Origin of the sequence: uncultured Rothia sp., assembly GCF_916049665.1 — a bacterium.
In the GTDB taxonomy this organism is placed as follows: Bacteria; Actinomycetota; Actinomycetes; order Actinomycetales; family Micrococcaceae; genus Rothia.
On sequence record NZ_CAJZIE010000026.1, the window covers coordinates 1 to 19978 of the forward strand.

Below are 19978 nucleotides of genomic sequence, written 5' to 3' on the forward strand. Positions count from 1 at the left end.
CTCATCCCGGCAACTCTGGGTATTTTCCTCATTGCAGGTCCGCTCCTCGGGCTTTTCATTAATATTCCCTGGAGTCAGCTGGGTACCATCTTTACCCCGCAGGTTCTCGGGGCTGCCAACCTCTCTCTCAGCACCGCTACCGCATCGACCCTGATTTGCGGTATTCTCGGTGCACCCCTGGCGCTCGTGCTCTCCAAAGTGCTCAACCGCTCGCGGATGCACCGCTTCGGGTCGGTCCTCTACGCCATCATCTACACCCCGGTGATTCTCTCACCGGTCGTCTCCGGCCTTGGGCTGCTCTTCTTCTGGGGACGTAAAGGCATGATCGGCACCTACCTCTACCAGGCAGGATTCTCTATTCCCTTCACCTCGAACGCGGTGATTATCGCCCAGGTCTTCGTTGCGTTGCCTTTCTTCGTTGCCACCGCGGTCACCACCCTGCAGGCTATTCCCCGCGACTATGAAGAAATCGCTCTCGTTGAAGGCGCCGGACCGGCAGAGACCACCTTTAAAGTGCTCCTGCCCCTCGCCGCGCCCGGCCTTGCGACTGCTTTCCTACTTTCCTTCGCTCGCGCGCTTGGCGAGTACGGCGCAACCGTCACCTTCGCAGGCAATGTGCAAGGCAAAACCCAAACCATACCCCTCGCCATTGACCTAGCCATCAACAGCAGCGACATCCCCAGCGCCCTCGGAAGCGCGCTAATTCTCATCAGCCTCTACCTGGGAATCTTCGGTGTCCTCGGTCTAGCTCGCGCCCTCAAAAAACTGCGCGAAAGCACCCGATAAAACCGGCCCGTCCCAAGGAACCGCAGCGCCATCTGAAGACTATTAGGCGAAACTGCGTTTACCAGCTCACAACCGCACCCGTACACTGTTCTTAACTATTGCCGCACGATTGGAACCGCCATGATTTCCCCCGAATTCAACGGAACCCCCACCACCGAGGAATACCGCGCCTACCTGGCGCTACTGTTGCGTGAGGTTTTCATCGGTACTGCAGAAACGGTTCCGCTTTACCATGCGGCAGGGCGTATCCTCGCGCAGGATGTTACCGCGCGCATGGACGTACCCAGCTTCGACAACTCCCAAATGGACGGCTACGCCCTCACCGCGGCAGCCGTTGACCGAGAAGATCGTATCTTCACCGTCGGACGAGAAATCCCCGCAGGACGCCCCCTGCAACGTTCCCGATCCTCTGACGACCTCACCTACCCCATCATGACCGGCGCACCCATTCCCAAGGGCTACGATGCGGTTATTCCGGTGGAGCAATCAGAACGCATCGAATACCCCGACCTGCCCGAATCCTTCGGCCGACCCAGTGAAAAGGTGAAGCTTGCCACCGGTAAGCCCGGACAGTTCGTCCGCCGCCGCGGCGAAGATGTCGTCGTTGGTCAGCTTCTGGCGCGTGCAGGTCAGCGCATCACCCCCGCCCTGCTGGGCGCGCTCGCCTCCCAGGGTTATGCGCGCCTGACCGTCGCGGCGGGTCCCCGCGTGCTCGTGTGCACCGGCGGTGACGAGATCCTCTCCGGTGTTGAAGAAGACGGAAGCGCCACCACTCAGGAACTCGCTCAGGGCCAGATTTTTGATGCCAACGGCCCCATGCTCACCGCCATGCTCCGCGAAGATGGAGCTGAGGTGCGTCGCATCGCAATTGGCGATAACCCCATCGAGCTGCTGCACCGCCTCACGGCAGAGTACGAGAGCTTTGCTCCTGACATTATCATCACCTCCGGAGGCATCAGTCACGGCAAATATGAGGTGGTCCGTAACGCTATTGCTAAGGCGCATGAAGCGGATATCCTGGTGCCCGTATCCTGGTTCGGCCACGTCAGCCAGCAGCCCGGCGGACCGCAGGGCGTAAACGTTCTCGATTTCAAGGGCCACCGCGTGCCCATGATTTCCTTCCCCGGTAACCCGGTGAGTACCCTCATTTCGTACGCGCTGATTCTGCGCCCCTACCTGCGTGCCGGCGGCCCCTACGGTGTGCCTCACGCTGTGGCTTCTGAACAGGCAACGCTGAACAACGCACCCCGAGGCGTGCTCGTCACCGACACCCCGCTCACCGCACCGGCGACCAAGCGCCAGTTCCTGCGCGGTACCCTCGCCATGGTCGAGGTAGAACCCGGAACCTACCGGGTAGAGCTCTACCCGGACATCCTTTCAGGCTCGCACCTGCTGCACCGCGCCGCCCAGGCGGATGTGCTCATTGAGCTGGCGCCCGGAACCACCTACACCGGGGGAGAGGCTGTGCCTTACCACCGCATCCGCCTCACCGATAACTAAGCGAAACACTACCTCCGCATTGTTCCTTGTCTGATAGACAAGGAATAATTGAGACTCACCTATTACGATTCGCGGCAGAAGAACACCGCCAGAAGCCAGGAGAAACGATGACCTCTACCTCGCAGCCCAACCAGGAACTGACCCACGTGCGCGCCGACGGCTCGGCACACATGGTGGACGTTACGGAGAAGTCAGTCACCACCCGCACCGCCCTGGCTGAAGCAACCGTACGCACCCGCGAAGACGTCATCGCCATGATTTTTGACGCCGACCTGCCCAAGGGCGACGCACTGCCCGTCGCACGCGTCGCCGGCATCATGGGCGCTAAGCGCACCCCGGAAATCATTCCCCTCTGCCACCCACTGCCCCTGGGCAAGATCACGGTCGACTTCGAGCGCGGCACCGACTTCGTGCGTATTGAAGCATCCGTGAAGACCCGCGGCGTGACCGGTGTGGAGATGGAGGCGCTCACTGCCGTCTCCTCGGCGGCACTGACCGTGTTCGACATGATTAAGGCAGTCGATAAGCACGCCGTTATTACCGATATTCGTGTTCTGGAGAAGAGCGGCGGCAAGTCCGGCGACTGGTCTGTCCGCGAGGACTCCTAAGCTCCGGCGGAACACCGCCCCATCGCCATCTGGTAAATACAGAAAAGGAATTCCAATGAGTAGCGAAGACTACACCATGCCGGAGAACCTGACCGGCCTGGTTATTGTTGCATCGACCCGTGCGGCGCGTGGCGTGTACGAGGATAAGTCCGGCCCCATCGCCGTGGAGTGGCTGCGCTCGCGCGGCTTCGACACCCCGGACGCTGTGGTCATTGAAGACCGCGATATCGTCGAGTACTTCAACACCTTGGTCACCGAGGGGAAGAAGAACGGCACCTTGCCGACCTTCATCCTGACTAGTGGCGGCACCGGCCTGAACTCTGACGACCAGACCGTGGAGGCGGTACGCCCCCACCTGGACAAAGAAGTTCCCGGCATCATGCACGCTTTCTGGATGAACGGTCTGAAGAACGTTCCTGCAGCCGTGCTTTCGCGCGGCGTGGCGGGCGTAATTGACCGTACCTTCGTGATGACCCTGCCCGGTTCGCGCGGTGGTGTGAAGGACGGCGTGGCAACCCTCGACCCGCTCGTTGAGCACATTTGCCGCCAGATGGAGGACTACCATGACCACTAAGCCGCAGAACGAAGAATCCCTGGATCATTCGGGTGCGCACGGTGCTGAGCCGAGCGGCTCGACCGTGGTGTTCACCGATATTACGGAGGCGCCCCTGGAGCCGCTGTACGCGGCGGCGAAGGCTGAGGTCATGACCGACGCTATGGGTGCCCTGGTGATTTTTGACGGCATTGTGCGCAACCACGATCACGGTAGCGCGGTGCGTGGGCTGTCCTATAGCGCGCATCCGCAGGCTCGTGAGTATATTGCCGAGGTCGCCGCCGAGGTTGCCGCTGAGCTGGATGGCGTGCGCCTGTGGGCTGTGCACCGCGTGGGCTCGATTGCTATTGGTGAGTCGGCTCTGACCGTGATGGCGGCGGCGGCTCACCGCGGCCGTGCGTTTGATGCCTGCGAGCTGGTTGCCGACCGCGTGAAGGCTCGTGTGCCGATTTGGAAGGAACAGGAACTGCTCGATGGAAGCATCGAGTGGGTTGGCGTGGATACTTCGCCCGCTTAGCCCTCTGAATATTCTGATATCTCTATATAAGCCTGTCAGGGGGATTTCTCTCGGGCAGGCTTATTCTCCTTGAGGCTTGGATTCCAGAAATCTCAAGCCGCCTCTACTACGTGACTCGAGGAATCCCTATGTCTTCTCAGCCTTCAACCGGCGCGAGCGAGCTCTCTGCCGCTGAGCGTGCGTTCTATTCTCGTCAGCTGATCCTGCCCGAAATGGGGTATGAGGCTCAGCTGGCGCTCAAGGGCGCGCGTGTGGTGGTGCTGGGCGCTGGCGGTTTGGGCGCTCCCGCACTGCTGTACCTGGCGGGTGCCGGAGTCGGTCAGATTGTGGTGGTGGATGACGACTTCGTGGATGCCTCGAATCTGCACCGCCAGGTGATTCATACGCATGCCAGGGTGGGCAATTCTAAGGCTGAGTCTGCCGCTGAGTCCTTGCGCTCGCTGAATCCTTTTATTGAGGTGTTGCCGGTGCGTGAGCGCCTGACGGAGGCGAATGTTGATGAGCTTCTGTCTGGCGCTGATTTGGTGCTGGATGGTAGCGATAATTTTGAGTCGCGCTATGTGGTGTCGGCAGCGGCGGCGCGTGCAGGGATTCCGCATGTGTGGGCTGCGATTCTTGGCTTTGATGCGCAGTTGAGTGTGTTTTGGGCGGGGCACGGCCCGGTGTACGAGGATTTGTATCCTCATGCTCCTGCTGCCGGTAGTGTGCCGTCGTGTAGTACTGCCGGTGTGGTGGGTGCCATGGCTGGCGTGGTGGGTGCTGCGATGGCCATGGAGGCGGTGAAGCTGCTGACCGGGGTGGGGGAGCCGCTCATGGGTGAGGTTGGCCTATATTCGGCGTTAAGCGGGAGGTGGGAATATATACCTCTTGTAGCTAGCGTGCAAGCTGTACCTAAGAAAAGTGTTGTTTTGCCCCAAGAAGCGAGCCAGAAGCCCAAAAATTCTGTAACAATTCGTAATATTTCTCAGGATTTTACAAGCCCTTCTATCGACTCGAAGCCCCGCTCAATGAGTGCTCAGGACCTTAAAAAGATGTCATCGGGTGAAAATATTGCCCTTTTGGACGTTCGTGAGCGGGTGGAATTCGATGCTTTTGCGATTGAGGGGGCTATCAATCTGCCCCTCACCGAACTGCTTGAAGCAGCTCGAAGCGGCACTCTAAAGGCCCTGATTGAGCGTAAAATCCCCGCAAATGCCCAGAAAATCGTTATTTACTGCACTGGATACACCCGAACGGTCGAGGCAGCTCGTGAAATAGCGCCCCTGGAGGAGCGTTCTGTGTACATGCTTGAGGGTGGAATTTCCGCCTGGCTTACGGTCTAAAACACCCTTATTTCGTATGAATTAGGCAAGGTTTTTATCTCGTATTTTCCATGCCAATTTTCAGATATATTGGGCAGTATGGAACAAGCATCACAGATTAAGGGCCCGGACGGCCCCCTTACCGATCAGCTGATCAAGTTCGGTAAGTTCTTCTCCCGCTGGGATGAGACTGAAGACGGCCGCGCCGTCTTCCGTGAAGGCGGCCGCGAAGGTGACGCCTTCTACCGCGACCGTTGGAGCCACGATAAGGAAGTTCGCTCTACCCACGGCGTGAACTGCACCGGCTCCTGCTCCTGGAAGGTGTACGTCAAGGACGGCATTATCACCTGGGAAGCACAGGAAACCGACTACCCCTCGGTTGGTCCCGACCGCCCCGAGTATGAGCCCCGCGGCTGCCCCCGCGGTGCAGCATTCTCGTGGTACACCTACTCTCCCACCCGCGTTAAGTACCCCTACGTTCGCGGTCTCCTGCTGGAGATGTACCGCGAAGCGAAGGCAATCCACAACGATCCCGTGGACGCCTTCCACTCCATCGTGTCCGACCCCGCCAAGCGTGCACGCTACGTGAACGCACGCGGTAAGGGTGGTCTGGTGCGCTCGACCTGGGCTGAGGCTCTCGAGCTGATGGCTGCTGCTCACGTGCACACCATCAAGTACTACGGTCCCGACCGTAACACCGGCTTCACCCCGATTCCGGCAATGTCTATGGCTTCCTTCAGCGCGGGTGTTCGCTACATCCAGCTGACCGGCGGCGTCATGACCAGCTTCTACGACTGGTACGCTGACCTCCCCGTGGCTTCCCCGCAGGTCTTCGGCGACCAGACCGACGTTCCCGAGTCCGGCGACTGGTGGGACGCTGCATACCTCATCATGTGGGGTGCAAACGTTCCGCTGACCCGTACCCCGGACGCTCACTGGGTCTCCGAGGTTCGCTACCGCGGTACCAAGGTTGTCACCGTGAGCCCCGACTACGCCGACAACACCAAGTTCGCTGATGAGTGGCTGCCCGCACAGGCAGGTACCGACGCGGCACTGGCAATGGCGATGGGCCATGTCATCCTCAAGGAGAACTACGTCGACCAGCGTGTCGAGTTCTTCGAAGATTTCTCCGTGACCTACACCGACCTCCCCTTCCTGGTCACCCTGGAAACCCGTGAAGACGGCGTTAAGGTCCCCTCCAAGTTCCTGACCGCAGCTAAGCTCGCAGGCGAGGCTGAGCAGGCTAACGCTGACTTCAAGCCCGTCCTGATGGACCGCGAGACCGGTGAGGTCTTCGTGCCCAACGGCACCATGGGTCACCGTTACGCTCAGGAAGACCAGGGCAAGTGGAACCTGGACCTGCAGGGTCGTAAGCCGATTCTGTCGATTCGCGACCTGCCCCAGGGTCAGACTGCAGCTGCAGAGATCAAGATGCCGACCTTCGACAACCCGAAGGGTCACGGCGACGTCATTACCCGCGGTGTGCCCGTAGCCTACGTTGAAGGCCACGAAGTCACCACCGTCTTCGACATCATGCTTGCACAGTACGGTGTGGGCCGTGAAGGCCTGCCCGGTACCTGGGCTAAGGACTACGAGGACTGGAACGTTCAGAACACCCCGGCATGGCAGGAGCAGATTACCTCTGTCCCCGCCGAGGCTGTTATCCGCGTCGCCCGCGAGTTCGCCAAGAGTGCCCTGGATTCCGGTGGCCGCTCCATGATTATCTTCGGTGCGGGTATCTGCCAGTGGTACCACGCTGACACCACCTACCGCGCTATCCTCGCCCTGCTGAACCTGACCGGTTGCCAGGGTCGTAACGGCGGCGGTTGGGCTCACTACGTGGGCCAGGAGAAGGCACGTCCGCTGACCGGTCTGACCAACATTGCGAACGCTCTGGACTGGAGCCGCCCGCCGCGTCACATGATCGGTACCGGCTTCTGGTACATGCACACTGACCAGTTCCGTCAGGACGCATACTCCACCGACTACCTGCAGTCCCCGCTGGCTAAGGGCGAGCTGCGCGACGTTCACACTGCTGACGTTGTGGCACGTTCTACCCGTATGGGCTGGATGCCGTTCTACCCGCAGTTCCCCGAGAACTCGCTGGACCTGGCAGACAAGGCAGAGCAGGCTGTGGCACGCGGCGAGGCTACCTCGAACGCGGACTACATTGCGAAGCGTCTGAACTCTGGCGACCTGGAGTTCTCCGTTGAGGACGTTGACAACCCCGTCAACTGGCCTCGTACCCTGACCCTGTGGCGTTCGAACCTGTTCGGTTCCTCCGCTAAGGGTGAGAGCTACTTCCTGAAGCACCTGGTCGGCAGCATGGACAACGTCCAGGGCTCCGATTCGGAGAAGCTGCCGAACGAAGTGAAGTGGGTTGACGACGCACCTCAGGGCAAGCTGGACCTGCTGGTCACCTCGGACTTCCGTATGACCTCCACCACCCTGCTGTCTGACATTGTTCTGCCGACTGCTACCTGGTACGAGAAGCACGATATCTCCTCGACCGATATGCACCCGTTCCTGCACGCGTTCTCCCCGGCAATTGACCCGCCGTGGGAGGCAAAGACCGACCACGAGACCTTCAAGGCACTGGCGTACGAGTTCAGCCGCCTGGCTAAGAAGCACCTCGGCGTCCGTAAGGACATCGTTTCGGTCCCGCTGCTGCACGACACCCCCGGCCAGATTGCTCAGCCCGGCGGTCACGCACCCGACTGGAAGAACACCCCCGGTATGGTGGGCGTGCCCGGCAAGAACATGCCGAACTTCGTCACTGTCGAGCGTGACTACGGCGCACTGTACGACATGTACACCACCGTTGGCCCGCTGTTCGACAAGCTCGGTGCTACCACCAAGTTCGTGACTTACGACCTGAAGGACGAAGTCGCGAAGATGGCTAAGGAATTCGGTGTGATGGATTCCGGTAAGGGCGCTGGCCGCCCGGCACTGGACACTGATGTGAAGGTCTCTGAAGCAATCCTGATGATTTCCGGTACCTCTAACGGTGAGGTTGCTGTCAAGGGCTTCAAGGAGCTTGAGAAGCAGACCGGTCTGCACCTGATGGACCTGGCAGAAGGTAACGAGGAACGTCGTATTACCTTCCCCATGACCCAGGCCGCACCGCAGCCCGTGATGACCTCCCCCGAGTGGTCTGGTTCGGAGACCGGCGGCCGCCGTTACGCTCCGTTCACCGTCAACATCGAGAAGAAGAAGCCGTTCCACACCCTGACCGGCCGTATGCACTTCTTCCTCGACCACGACTGGATGCACGAGATGGGCGAGGCTCTGCCGATTTACCGTCCGCCGCTGGATATGACCGGCCTGTACAACGAGCCCGAGCTCGGTACTACCGATGGTGTTTCGGTTGCTGTTCGCTACCTGACCCCGCACAACAAGTGGGCAATTCACTCGCAGTACTTCGACAACCACTACATGCTGAGCATGTTCCGTGGTGGTCCGACTGCGTGGATGAGCCCGCAGGACGCTGAGAAGATCGGCGTCAAGGACGGCGAGTGGATTGAGTGTGTGAACAACAACGGTGTCTTCGTCGGCCGTGCGGTTGTTTCGCACCGTATGCCCGAGGGCGTCTGCTACGTCCACCACGCTCAGGAGCGTACTGTGAGCCCGAAGTCTGAAGTCACCGGTAAGCGCGGTGGTATTCACAACTCGGTGACCCGTATTCTTCTGAAGCCCACCCACATGATTGGTGGCTACGCTCACCAGGCGTTCGCCTTCAACTATCTTGGACCGACCGGTAACCAGCGAGACATCGTCTCGTACATCCGTCGCCGTAAGTCCCAGGAGGTAACTTTCTAATGCGCGTTATGGCACAAGTTGCTATGGTGATGGCGCTCGATAAGTGCATCGGCTGCCACACCTGCTCCGTGACCTGTAAGCAGGCATGGACGAACCGAGCCGGTACCGAGTACGTCTGGTTCAACAACGTTGAGACTCGTCCCGGTCAGGGTTACCCCCGCCGTTACGAGGATCAGGAGAAGTGGAAGGGCGGCTGGGTTCTGAACAAGCGCGGTCGTCTGGAGCTCAAGAGCGGTAACCGCTTCCAGAAGCTCTTCACGATCTTCGCGTCCCCGATTCAGCCCGAGCTGAACGACTACTACGAGCCCTGGACCTACGATTACCAGAACCTGACCAGTGCTCCTCTGGGTGATGACTTCCCGGCTGCTAAGCCTGTCTCCCTCATCACCGGTGAGGACACCAAGGTCGAGTGGGGTATGAACTGGGACGACAACCTGGCTGGTGCGACCGAGTACGGTCACCTGGACCCGCTGGTTGAGAAGGTTCGCAAGAAGGCTGAGGACAAGATTAAGTTCGAGTTCGAGCAGACCTTCATGTTCTACCTGCCTCGTATTTGTGAGCACTGCCTGAACCCCTCCTGCATGGCTTCTTGCCCCTCTGGCGCTATCTACAAGCGTGCTGAGGACGGCATCGTTCTGGTTGACCAGGATCGTTGCCGCGGTTGGCGTCAGTGCATCACCGGTTGCCCCTACAAGAAGGTGTACTTCAACCACAAGACGGGTAAGGCTGAGAAGTGTACCTTCTGCTACCCCCGTATTGAGGCTGGTATTCCGACCGTGTGTGCTGAGACCTGTGTTGGTCGTATGCGCTACATCGGCATCTTCCTCTACGATGCAGACCGCGTGACTGAGGCTGCTTCGGTTGAGGACGAGAAGGATCTCTACGAGGCTCAGCTGTCGCTGATGCTTGATCCTTCGGATCCGGCTGTGATTGAGCAGGCTCGTAAGAACGACATCCCCGATGCGTGGATTACTGCAGCTCAGAAGTCGCCCGTGTACAAGCTGGCGAAGGAGTGGAAGGTGGCTCTGCCCCTGCACCCCGAGTACCGCACCATGCCCATGGTTTGGTACGTGCCGCCGCTGTCGCCGATCGTTGACCTGCTCAAGGAGCAGGGCCACGATGCAGAGAACAGCAACAACCTGTTCGGCGCTATTGAGTCTCTCCGTATTCCGGTTGAGTACCTGGCTGAGCTGTTCACCGCTGGTGACACTGAGGTTGTTACTAACGTTCTGCGCCGCCTGGCTGCGATGCGTTCGTACATGCGTGACATCAACCTCGGTGGCGAAGGCAACGAGGAGATTGCTCAGGCAGTTGGCATGACCGGTCAGCAGGTGTACGAGATGTACCGCCTGATGGCTATCGCTAAGTACAACGAGCGTTACGTCATTCCGAAGGCTCACATGGAGGACGCCCACAACCTTGAGGAAATGGGTTGCTCCCTGAGCGTGGATGGCGGACCCGGCATGTACGGCGATGCGTTCAACGACATGGAGGGTCGCCCGACCCCCGTGTCCACCGGTGTCTACGAGGCTAACAACAAGGTCAGCTTGTTCAGCTGGGACGGTTCTTCCCGTCCTGACGGCCTCTTCCCGAATACCACCGGAAAGAAGTAATAAGTGGCTGGATTCTTTTCCAAGCTCATGGGCAAGGCCGGTTCCGAGGCTGCTGTCTCGGAGCCGGCTCAGCCGGAGAATCCGTTCGATATCGATTACGGTCCCGGCGAGGATAAGGACTCGGTGATCTACCAGGTGAGCGGTATGCTCCTGGGCTACCCCGATGAGGAAACTCTGAAGGTTCTGCCTGAACTGGTTGAGATTACCGCTTCCACCCAGGATGAGGCTTTCATTGCTGCCGTTGATGCGGTTCAGCAGTGGCTGACTTCGAAGGACCTGGAGGATGTGCAGTCCGAGTACGTGCAGGAATACGACCTTTCGCGTCGTCACTCTCTGCATCTGTCCTACTGGACCGACGGCGATACCCGCCGCCGTGGTGAGACTCTTCTGCGTTTCAAGCAGATGTACCGCGACTCCGGTATGTTGACCGTTTTGAACGGTGAGCTTCCGGACTACCTGCCGCTGGTGCTGGAGTTCTGTGCGTTGGTGGATCGCCGTAAGGGTCGTTCCGCTTTGCAGGCGTACCGTCCGTCCCTTGAGCTTCTTCGTCTGTCCATGAAGGACGGAAATCTGCCCCACTACGGGTTGTTGCAGAGCATCTGCGATACCCTCCCTGGCGTCTCTCCGCAGACTCAGGAGGAGGTCCAGAAGATGGCTGGCTACGGCCCTCCCGTCGAGACTGTTGGCTTGAATGGTTACGCTGATCATCAGCTGCTCCAGCAGGCTTCGGCTCGTTCTAACTAGTTTTATCCCTTGTGAGGAGACAACACGTGTACGTACTTGCTTCTGAGAACGCAGGACATGCTGCACAGGCTGTAGCCGATCCGGGTATTGTTGACATCCTGCTGTGGGGCGTTCTGCCCTATGTTGCACTGGTCGTTCTGATTGGTGGCACCATTTGGCGTTACCGTACTGACCAGTATGGATGGACTACCCGCTCGTCCCAGGTCTATGAATCGAAGCTGTTGCGCATCGCTTCGCCCCTGTTCCACTACGGTCTCGCTGCCGTTTTCCTTGGTCACGTTGGTGGCCTGGTGGTTCCTAAGTTCCTGACTGACTTCGTCGTTTCGGATGAGACTTACCACATTGTGGCGTTGGTTGGCGGTTCTGTTGCTGCTGTCGCAACCATTATTGGTATGTTCGTTCTGATTGGTCGCCGTGTTTCGAACTCTCGTGTTCGTTCGGCTACCACTCGTAATGACGTTTTCATGTATGTCGTTTTGGTCCTGGTGATTCTCGCCGGTACTGCGGCTACTCTGATTTCGGCAGTGAACCCCTCGGGCGGTCTGCCTCCGGTGAATGGTCACGAGGTTCACTTCAACTACCGTGAGACCATTTCTGTGTGGTTCCGTTCGCTGTTCTACTTCCACCCTGAGGTGGCTCTGATGGTGAATATTCCTGTGGCTTTCAAGATTCACATCGTGGTGGCTATGGTTCTGTTCATCATTTGGCCGTTTACCCGCCTGGTGCATGCACTGACTGTGCCTCTGCACTACCTCTTCCGCCCCTACACCGTCTACCGTTCTCGTGGCGGCCAGCGTGTTGGTGCACGTCGAGGTTGGGACCCGGTAGGCACTCTCCCGCGTGAGCGCGCCGACCGCTAATACACATATCCATATTGCAAAAGAGGAAATATGAGCACCCCTGCTGCACCGAGCTACGACCTGAAGAAGGGTCAGCTCCGTAACGTTCTGCTGGCAACCTTCGCCTCGACCATTGGCTTCTGGGCATGGACCATCGTCGGCCCGCTTGCAAAAATGTATGCCAAGCAGATGCACCTGGACGCTGGTATGACTAGTGTTCTGGTCGCTATGCCGATTTTCATCGGCGCTATCGGCCGTATTCCCGCTGGTGGTCTGACTGACCGCTACGGTGGTCGTATTATGTTCACCGCTGTTCTGGCGATTAGCGCACCCCTGGTCTTCCTGGTTGGTGTTGCTGGTCAGATGAACTCGCTGCCCATGCTGCTTGTTGTGGCGTTCTTCCTGGGTATTGCGGGTACCGTGTTCGCTGTGGGTATTCCCTTCAGTGCCGCATGGTATGACGCTTCCAAGAAGGGTTTTGCGACCGGTGTGTTCGGTGCCGGCATGGTGGGTACTGCAATTTCTGCATTCGCTACCCCCCGCCTGGTGCAGGGTATTGGTTACTTCCAGACTCACGTTCTGATTGCTGTTATCTGTGCTGTAACCGCTGCTATCTCTTTCTTCTTCTTGAAGGATTCTCCGGCAACCATCGGCCGTGAGGTTACTCCGCTGATGCCGAAGATTGTTCAGGCATTCAAGGTGAAGACCACTTGGCAGCTGTGCTTCCTCTACGCTGTTGTGTTCGGTGCGTTCGTGGCATTCTCGAACTACCTGCCTACTTACCTGAGCAACATCTACAACTTCAACGCTAACGACGCTGGTATGCGTGCGGCTGGCTTTGCGGTTGCTGCTGTGATTGCTCGTCCCTTCGGTGGTGTGCTGGCTGATAAGTTCGGTCCGAAGATTATCACCCTCATCTCCCTGGGTGGTGTGGTGATCCTGGCAGTTATTACCGCGTTCCAGCCTGATGCTGAGCACGTGTATGGTGCTGTTTTCATCCTGATGGCTGCTCTTCTGGGTCTGGGTCACGGCTCGGTCTTCGGCTGGGTGGCTCGTGCGGCTGATCCGAAGAACGTTGGTGCGGTGTCCGGTGTGGTTGCTGCTGCTGGCGCTCTGGGTGGTTTCTTCCCGCCGCTGGTGATGGGCGCAACCTACAACCAGACTGAGAACAACTACTTCATCGGCCTGATGTTGCTGGCTGTGACTGCGGCTCTGGCTTTCCTGTCGGCATTCCTGGTGCCGCACGGTGGCAAGCCCAACCACGCTAAGTAGGGTCTTCTGATACATCCTTCTGTGGGGTGTATGTGAAGTTTGCTTTGGCTGAGTCCGGCTCGTTTTCTCTTCGGAGAGGACGAGCCGGACTTTGTGCTTTTCAGCTGTTTTTCGTCTAACGGGGTGGGCTTTGGTGGGGGAGAAGAGTTTGATGTTTGGGCATGTCGAATGTTGGTAAAGCTAGCGAAACTTTGTGGAGATGTGGGACACTTAAAGTGTTCGACTCGTCGCAATAGCGCGACGTGACCCCTCTACGGTTTGCGCCGACCAATAGGAGAATCCTATGTCCTTTATTGATCGTCATCTCGGCCCCCGTTCCGCAGACGCAGAGCAGATGCTCGAAACCCTGGGATACTCTTCCCTGGATGCGTTGATGGACGCTGTCGTTCCTTCCCAGATTCGCCTTGATGGCGAATTGCAGTTGCCTGCTCCGCTGTCGGAGCATGAGGCTCAGGCAAAGATTGCCGGCTATGCTGCGAAGAATAAGGTTCTTGCCCAGATGATTGGTGCCGGATACTACGATGCTGTAACTCCCGCCGTTCTGCGCCGTAATATTCTGGAAAACCCCGGTTTCTACACTTCTTACACCCCGTACCAGGCTGAGATTTCTCAGGGTCGTCTGGAGGCTCTGCTGAACTTCCAGAACACCGTGATGGAGCTGACCGGCCTGGAGATTGCAAACTCCTCCCTGCTGGATGAGGCATCCGCAGTAGCTGAGGCAGCTGTCATGATGCACCGTGCGAACCGCAAGGTGAAGAACGGCTTCTTCGCGATTGACTCCCGTTGCCTGCCTCAGGTTATTTCGGTGACTCGCGGCCGTGCAGAGATGCTCGGCATTCCCTTCGTCATTACTGATTTCTCTGAGGGCCTGCCCGAGGGCGACCTGTACGGTATCGTCCTGGCGTACCCCGGCAATGAAGGCGATATTCGCGATATTGAGCCGCTGATTAAGGCCGCTAAGGAGCGTAACGCCCTGGTCACTGTGGTCGCTGACCTGCTGGCTCTGACCCTGCTGAAGTCTCCGGGTGAGCTGGGCGCTGATATCGCTGTGGGTAACACTCAGCGTTTCGGTCTGCCCTTCTTCTTCGGTGGCCCCCACGCTGCTTACATGGCTGTTCACAAGGGTATGGAGCGTACCATGCCTGGCCGTCTGGTGGGTGTTTCTAAGGATTCGGCTGGTAAGCCTGCGTACCGTCTGGCTCTGCAGACTCGTGAGCAGCACATCCGCCGTGAGAAGGCTACTTCCAATATTTGTACTGCTCAGGCTCTGCTGGCTATTGTTGCTGGCGCTTACGCGATGTACCACGGTCCTGAGGGCCTGCGCGCTATCGCGAACCGCCTGCACACCAACGCTGCTCGTGTTGCTACTGCGTTGAAGGCTGCGGGTTACGGTATTGCTCACGATACTTTCTTCGACACCGTCGTGGTGGAGGCTGCTGGCCGCGCCGATGAGCTGGTTGCGAAGGCTCTGGAAGCTGGCGTGAACATCCGCCGCTTCGATGAGAACCGCGTTGGTATTTCCGTGGGTGAGTCTCACGGTGAGGAACTGCTCAAGAGCCTGGTTGAGGCTCTGGGCGGCACCCTGGGTGAGGCAGACGCACAGTACGACCTGCCCGCTGAGTTGCTGCGTACCGATGACTACATGCAGCACCCGATTTTCCACAAGTACCGCTCCGAGACCGAGATGATGCGCTACCTGCGTCACCTCGCTGATAAGGACCTGGCACTTGACCGCACCATGATTCCGCTGGGTTCGTGCACCATGAAGCTGAACGCGGCTGCTGAGATGGAGCCCATCTCCTGGCCTGAGTTCGCGAACATTCACCCGCTGGTCCCGGAGAATCAGGCTGAGGGCTGGCACGAGCTGATTAAGGATCTGAGCGAGTGGCTGGTTGCTATTACCGGTTACGATGCTATCTCGCTGCAGCCGAACTCGGGTGCGACCGGTGAGTACGCTGGTCTGCGTGCGATCCGTTCCTTCCACGAGGCTAACGGTGACCACGAGCGCGATACCGTCCTGATTCCGCTGTCTGCGCACGGCACCAACGCGGCATCTGCTGCTCTGGCTGGTCTGAAGGTTGCCGGTGTGGCAACTGCTGCTGACGGTTCGATTGATGTTGATGACCTGAAGGCAAAGATCGAGAAGTACGGTCCCAAGGTTGCCGGCATCATGATTACCTACCCCTCCACTCACGGTGTGTTTGAGGAGCAGGTTGCTGAGGTTTGCCAGCTGGTTCACGAGGCGGGCGGTCAGGTGTACCTGGATGGCGCGAACCTGAACGCTCAGATGGGCTTCGCTCAGCCGGGTAAGTTCGGCGGCGACGTTTCACACCTGAACCTGCACAAGACCTTCTCCATTCCTCACGGCGGTGGCGGCCCCGGTGTTGGCCCGCTGGCTGTTCGTGAGCACCTGGCGAAGTTCCTGCCCGGCGACGCGTACCGCGCCGATTCTGAGGGTAAGCTCCCCAACGACGCTGCACTGCCGATTTCGCAGGCGTTCTTCGGTTCTGCCGGCGTTCTGCCGATTAGTTGGATGTACATTGCGATGACTGGTGCTCAGGGTCTGAAGGACTCTTCGCAGTACGCGGTGCTGAACGCGAACTACATTGCGAAGAAGCTCAACGACAAGTACCCGGTGCTGTACACCGGCCCCGGCGGTCTGGTCGCTCACGAGTGTATCCTGGACCTGCGTCAGCTGACCGATCAGTCTCACGTGACTGCTGAGGACGTCTGCAAGCGTCTGATGGACTTCGGCTTCCACGCTCCGACTCTGGCGTTCCCGGTTCCGGGCACCCTGATGGTTGAGCCGACTGAGTCTGAGTCGAAGGAAGAGCTGGACCGCTTCATTGAGGCAATGGAGACCATCTACGACGAGATTATCGAGGTGGCTGAGGGTAAGGTCGCTGTGGAGGATTCGGTTCTGCGCAACGCACCGCACACTGTTGATGTGGTGAGCGCTGATGAGTGGGATCGCCCCTACACCCGTACCCAGGCGGCTTTCCCGGTTCCGAGCCTGCGCGCTAACAAGTACTTCACTTCGGTGGGTCGTATTGATGGCGCCGGCGGTGACCGTAACTTCGTGTGCGAATGCCCCCCGATGGAGGCTTTCGACCTGGAAGCATAAGGAGCTTGTAACGCTCCTGGGCGGGCTGTAACGGTCTGCCTGCCCCGTCCGTCCTCAGGTTTCTGGGGACGGGCGGGGGTCGCCTCCGCAGCGTATCTCGTGTCTGTGGGGGCGAACCAAATCTACGACGATTGAACGATAACAGCACAAAGCTGTGCGTGAGGAGAATCCAATGTCCCCCAAGAAGACCTCCCTGTACCCGGTTCACGAGAAGCTGGGCGCTTCTTTCACCGACTTTGGTGGCTGGGATATGCCCCTGAAGTACGCTAATGACGTTGCTGAGCATGAGGCTGTCCGTACCCGTGCCGGTATTTTCGACCTGTCCCACATGGGTGAGTTCCGTGTGACCGGTCCGGATGCGGGTGCGTTCCTGGATTACGCTCTGGTGTCTAACATGTCCATCCTGAAGGTTGGTAAGGCGAAGTACTCGATCCTGGTCAACGACAAGGGCGGCGTGATTGACGACCTGATTACTTACCGTCTGGGTGATGAGGAATTCATGGTCGTTCCGAACGCTTCGAACATTGACACTGACTTTGCAGCGATGAGCGAGCGCCTGGGCGATTTCAACGTTGAGTTTGTGAATGAGTCGGATCAGACTTCTCTGGTGGCTGTTCAGGGTCCTCGTGCTGAGGAGATTCTGTTGGCTGCTGGTGTCTCTGATGAAGAGGCTGTGCGCGAGCTGAAGTACTACGCTTCGGTTCCGCTGACTGTTGCTGGTGTTGATGTTCTGCTGGCTCGTACCGGTTACACCGGTGAGGATGGCTTCGAGCTGTTCGTTCCGAATGAGAAGGCTGTTGAGCTGTGGGATAAGCTGGCTTCTGCTGGTGAGCCTTTCGGCATGATTCCTGCGGGTCTGGCTTCTCGTGACTCCCTGCGTCTTGAGGCTGGTATGCCGCTGTACGGTCACGAGCTGGGTCTGGATATCACCCCCTTTGAGTCCGGTCTGGGCCGTCTGGTTGAGATTGCTCTGGAGAAGAAGGCAGCTAACTTCGTTGGTCGTGAGGCTCTGACTGAGCTGGCTAAGAGCGAGTCGAAGCGCATCCTGGTTGGTTTGAAGGCTCAGGCGAAGCGTCCTGCTCGTGCCGGTTCTAAGCTGGTGGATGCTGAGGGTAATGAGATTGGTGAGGTTACCTCCGGTATTCCTTCCCCGACTCTGGGCTTCCCGATTGCTATGGCGCTGGTGAACCGTGAGTTCTCTGAGGTTGGTTCTACTGTGGATGTTGATATCCGCGGTAAGCGTGCTCCGTTTGATGTTGTGGCTCTGCCGTTCTACAAGCGTGAGAAGTAAGAGTTTTTCTGCAGGTAATCTGTAGGGTAGAGGCGCCGTGTCCTGTGTGGGCACGGCGCCTTTTCTGTGCTGTAATGCGGTGCTGAGCGGCGGGGGAGCGTTGGAAGTGTTCTGAGCCTTAGTTTGTGATGGTTCTGAAGTGCGTTAGGATTAGAGCGGCCAGTCAAGGGTGATTGTCCGCACGTATAGACCGCAGATTGATGTGTGGCTCCTTCATTGAGGGGCGCGTATCTTTTGGTGCGGTGCACAGGCATTTTTATTTGAAGGACAGAACGTGGCTATTAACCAGAGCGCGCCCAGTAGCGCCCAGAAGAAGGCAGAGGCTCTGCCGTATGACATCAGTGTTTTTGAGATGTTCAGCGTTGGCGTGGGTCCTTCGAGCTCGCATACTGTGGGACCGATGCGCGCTTCGAACCGTTTTGCGGCGGAGCTGATTGACGAGGGTCTGCTGGACCGCGTGACGGGCGTGCATGTTGACCTGTATGGTTCGTTGGCGGCTACGGGTGCTGGTCACGGCACGATGAGCGCGGCGTTGAAGGGTCTGTGCGGTTTTGTGCCGGAGACTATCAATATCGCTGAGTCTGAGGCGATGATTGAGCGTAATAGCGTGGACGGTACGTTGCCGTTGGCGGGTTACCCGTCCTCTGCGTACGGTGTGACTGCTCCCGGTGGTGAGGAGCAGAAGGTGTACGGCCCGGTGGTGAATTACCGTGAGCTGGATATGACTCTGCGCCCTCTGACTGTTTTGCCGCGCCATACGAACGGCATGAAGATTGCGGCGTTCGCGGGTGAGCAGCTGTTGCTGGAGCGTACCTACTATTCGATTGGTGGTGGCTTCATCGTCGAGGGTGATGAGGAGGCGACCGGTGGCGCCTCGCTGATGAACCCTCCGTATCCGTTTGGTTCGGCAGCTGAGCTGTTGGAGATGGCGAATGAGTCTGGCCTGTCGATTGCGCAGCTGAAGATGGCGAATGAGTGTTCTCTGCGTTCTGAGCAGGAGGTCCGTGACGGCATCCTGCATATCTACCGTGTGATGAAGGAGTGCATTGGCTCTTCTCTGGCGCGTGTGGGTTATCTGCCTGGTCCGCTGAAGGTGCGTTGCCGTGCAGGTGCGTGGCACCGCGATTTGATGGTGGAGGACCCCTCGAAGTCTCCTGAGTTCGCTATTGACTGGGTGAACCTGATTGCTTTGGCGGTCAATGAGGAGAACGCTTTTGGCGGTCGCGTGGTGACTGCTCCGACGAATGGTGCTGCGGGTATTATTCCTGCGGTGCTGCATTACGCGATGAATTACACGCAGGGTATTCGCCATTGCGGTCAGGCTGCTCGTGATCAGGCAGTGGTTGATTTCTTCTTGGCGTCTTCTGCCGTGGGTGTGCTGTATAAGAAGCGCGCGTCGATTTCTGGTGCTGAGGTTGGCTGCCAGGGTGAGGTGGGTAGTGCCTCCTCGATGGCTGCTGCCGGTTTGGCGCAGGTGATGGGTGGTACCCCCGAGCAGGTTGAGAACGCTGCTGAGATTGCGATGGAGCACAACCTGGGTCTGACCTGTGACCCTGTGGGTGGTCTGGTGCAGATTCCGTGTATTGAGCGTAATGCGATGGCTGCGTCGAATGCTGTGACGGCGGCTCGTATGGCGTTGCGTGGTGATGGTACGCACCGTGTGTCGTTGGATCAGGTGATTGAGACGATGCGTCAGACCGGTCTGGATATGTCTCACCGTTATAAGGAGACGTCAATGGGTGGTTTGGCTGTGAATGTAGTGGAATGCTAGGTGCACGCCGTGGCAGGTTTGCACTCCTGATGAGGGTGTGGTAGACAGAAGGGATTTCTTCCTGTATCGTTAGTATTTACGCTTTCCCTAACCTTTGTGCCTTCATATAGCGGTGGGCACGGGCTGAAGGTGACGTTTTTCCGTCCGACTCTATAGCTTCGAGCACCGTTCTATTCGGGGGCTGAGGTTGTCGTGTCGCCGGTAATGTCGCCGGGAGGCTGATTGCTAACAGACATGTCT

Annotated in this window: 14 protein-coding genes; all 14 read left to right on the top strand. The window is 58.4% G+C overall.

The window, feature by feature from the left end; all coding sequences use genetic code 11:
* On the top strand, nucleotides 1–786 hold a 786-nt coding region (locus tag QZ540_RS03815), incomplete at its 5' end, for a molybdenum ABC transporter permease (protein WP_294627880.1).
* Nucleotides 787–906: 120 nt separating this feature from the next.
* Nucleotides 907–2286, top strand: a complete 1380-nt coding sequence (locus QZ540_RS03820) for a molybdopterin molybdotransferase MoeA (RefSeq protein ID WP_294627882.1) — start codon at nucleotides 907–909, stop codon at nucleotides 2284–2286.
* 107 nt (nucleotides 2287–2393) lie between these two features.
* Entirely contained in the window at nucleotides 2394–2894 is a 501-nt protein-coding gene (moaC, locus tag QZ540_RS03825) for a cyclic pyranopterin monophosphate synthase MoaC (protein ID WP_044150196.1), read from the top strand.
* 55 nt (nucleotides 2895–2949) lie between these two features.
* On the top strand, nucleotides 2950–3468 hold the full coding sequence (locus QZ540_RS03830; RefSeq protein WP_294627885.1) for a molybdenum cofactor biosynthesis protein B: 519 nt from the start codon (nucleotides 2950–2952) through the stop codon (nucleotides 3466–3468).
* Nucleotides 3458–3964 carry a molybdenum cofactor biosynthesis protein MoaE gene (locus QZ540_RS03835; RefSeq protein WP_294627887.1) on the top strand — a complete coding sequence of 169 codons (507 nt, stop codon included), beginning with the start codon at nucleotides 3458–3460 and terminating at the stop codon, nucleotides 3962–3964. Before QZ540_RS03830 ends, QZ540_RS03835 begins: the two co-directional genes overlap by 11 nt.
* A gap of 128 nt (nucleotides 3965–4092) precedes the next feature.
* On the top strand, nucleotides 4093–5286 hold the full coding sequence (locus QZ540_RS03840; protein ID WP_294627889.1) for a ThiF family adenylyltransferase: 1194 nt from the start codon (nucleotides 4093–4095) through the stop codon (nucleotides 5284–5286).
* A gap of 78 nt (nucleotides 5287–5364) precedes the next feature.
* Nucleotides 5365–9084 (top strand): nitrate reductase subunit alpha, encoded by a 3720-nt coding sequence (locus QZ540_RS03845; RefSeq protein WP_294627891.1) that lies wholly within the window; start codon nucleotides 5365–5367, stop codon nucleotides 9082–9084.
* The gene (gene narH, locus QZ540_RS03850) at nucleotides 9084–10697 is read left to right on the top strand and encodes a nitrate reductase subunit beta (RefSeq protein ID WP_005504921.1); all 1614 of its coding nucleotides are present in this window, start codon (nucleotides 9084–9086) and stop codon (nucleotides 10695–10697) included. Before QZ540_RS03845 ends, narH begins: the two co-directional genes overlap by 1 nt.
* 3 nt (nucleotides 10698–10700) lie before the next feature.
* Nucleotides 10701–11441 carry a nitrate reductase molybdenum cofactor assembly chaperone gene (gene narJ / locus QZ540_RS03855; RefSeq protein ID WP_070615157.1) on the top strand — a complete coding sequence of 247 codons (741 nt, stop codon included), beginning with the start codon at nucleotides 10701–10703 and terminating at the stop codon, nucleotides 11439–11441.
* Between the two features lie 26 nt (nucleotides 11442–11467).
* Nucleotides 11468–12301, top strand: coding sequence for a respiratory nitrate reductase subunit gamma (gene narI / locus QZ540_RS03860; protein ID WP_294627894.1), 834 nt, complete (start codon nucleotides 11468–11470; stop codon nucleotides 12299–12301).
* Nucleotides 12302–12331: 30 nt separating this feature from the next.
* Nucleotides 12332–13552, top strand: coding sequence for a nitrate/nitrite transporter (locus QZ540_RS03865; protein ID WP_294627896.1), 1221 nt, complete (start codon nucleotides 12332–12334; stop codon nucleotides 13550–13552).
* 283 nt (nucleotides 13553–13835) lie between these two features.
* Entirely contained in the window at nucleotides 13836–16676 is a 2841-nt protein-coding gene (gene gcvP / locus QZ540_RS03870) for an aminomethyl-transferring glycine dehydrogenase (protein WP_294627898.1), read from the top strand.
* Nucleotides 16677–16848: 172 nt separating this feature from the next.
* Nucleotides 16849–17967 (top strand): glycine cleavage system aminomethyltransferase GcvT, encoded by a 1119-nt coding sequence (gcvT, locus tag QZ540_RS03875; protein ID WP_294627899.1) that lies wholly within the window; start codon nucleotides 16849–16851, stop codon nucleotides 17965–17967.
* 274 nt (nucleotides 17968–18241) lie between these two features.
* Nucleotides 18242–19738, top strand: a complete 1497-nt coding sequence (locus tag QZ540_RS03880) for an L-serine ammonia-lyase (protein ID WP_294627901.1) — start codon at nucleotides 18242–18244, stop codon at nucleotides 19736–19738.
* The last annotated feature ends 240 nt before the right edge of the window (nucleotides 19739–19978 follow it).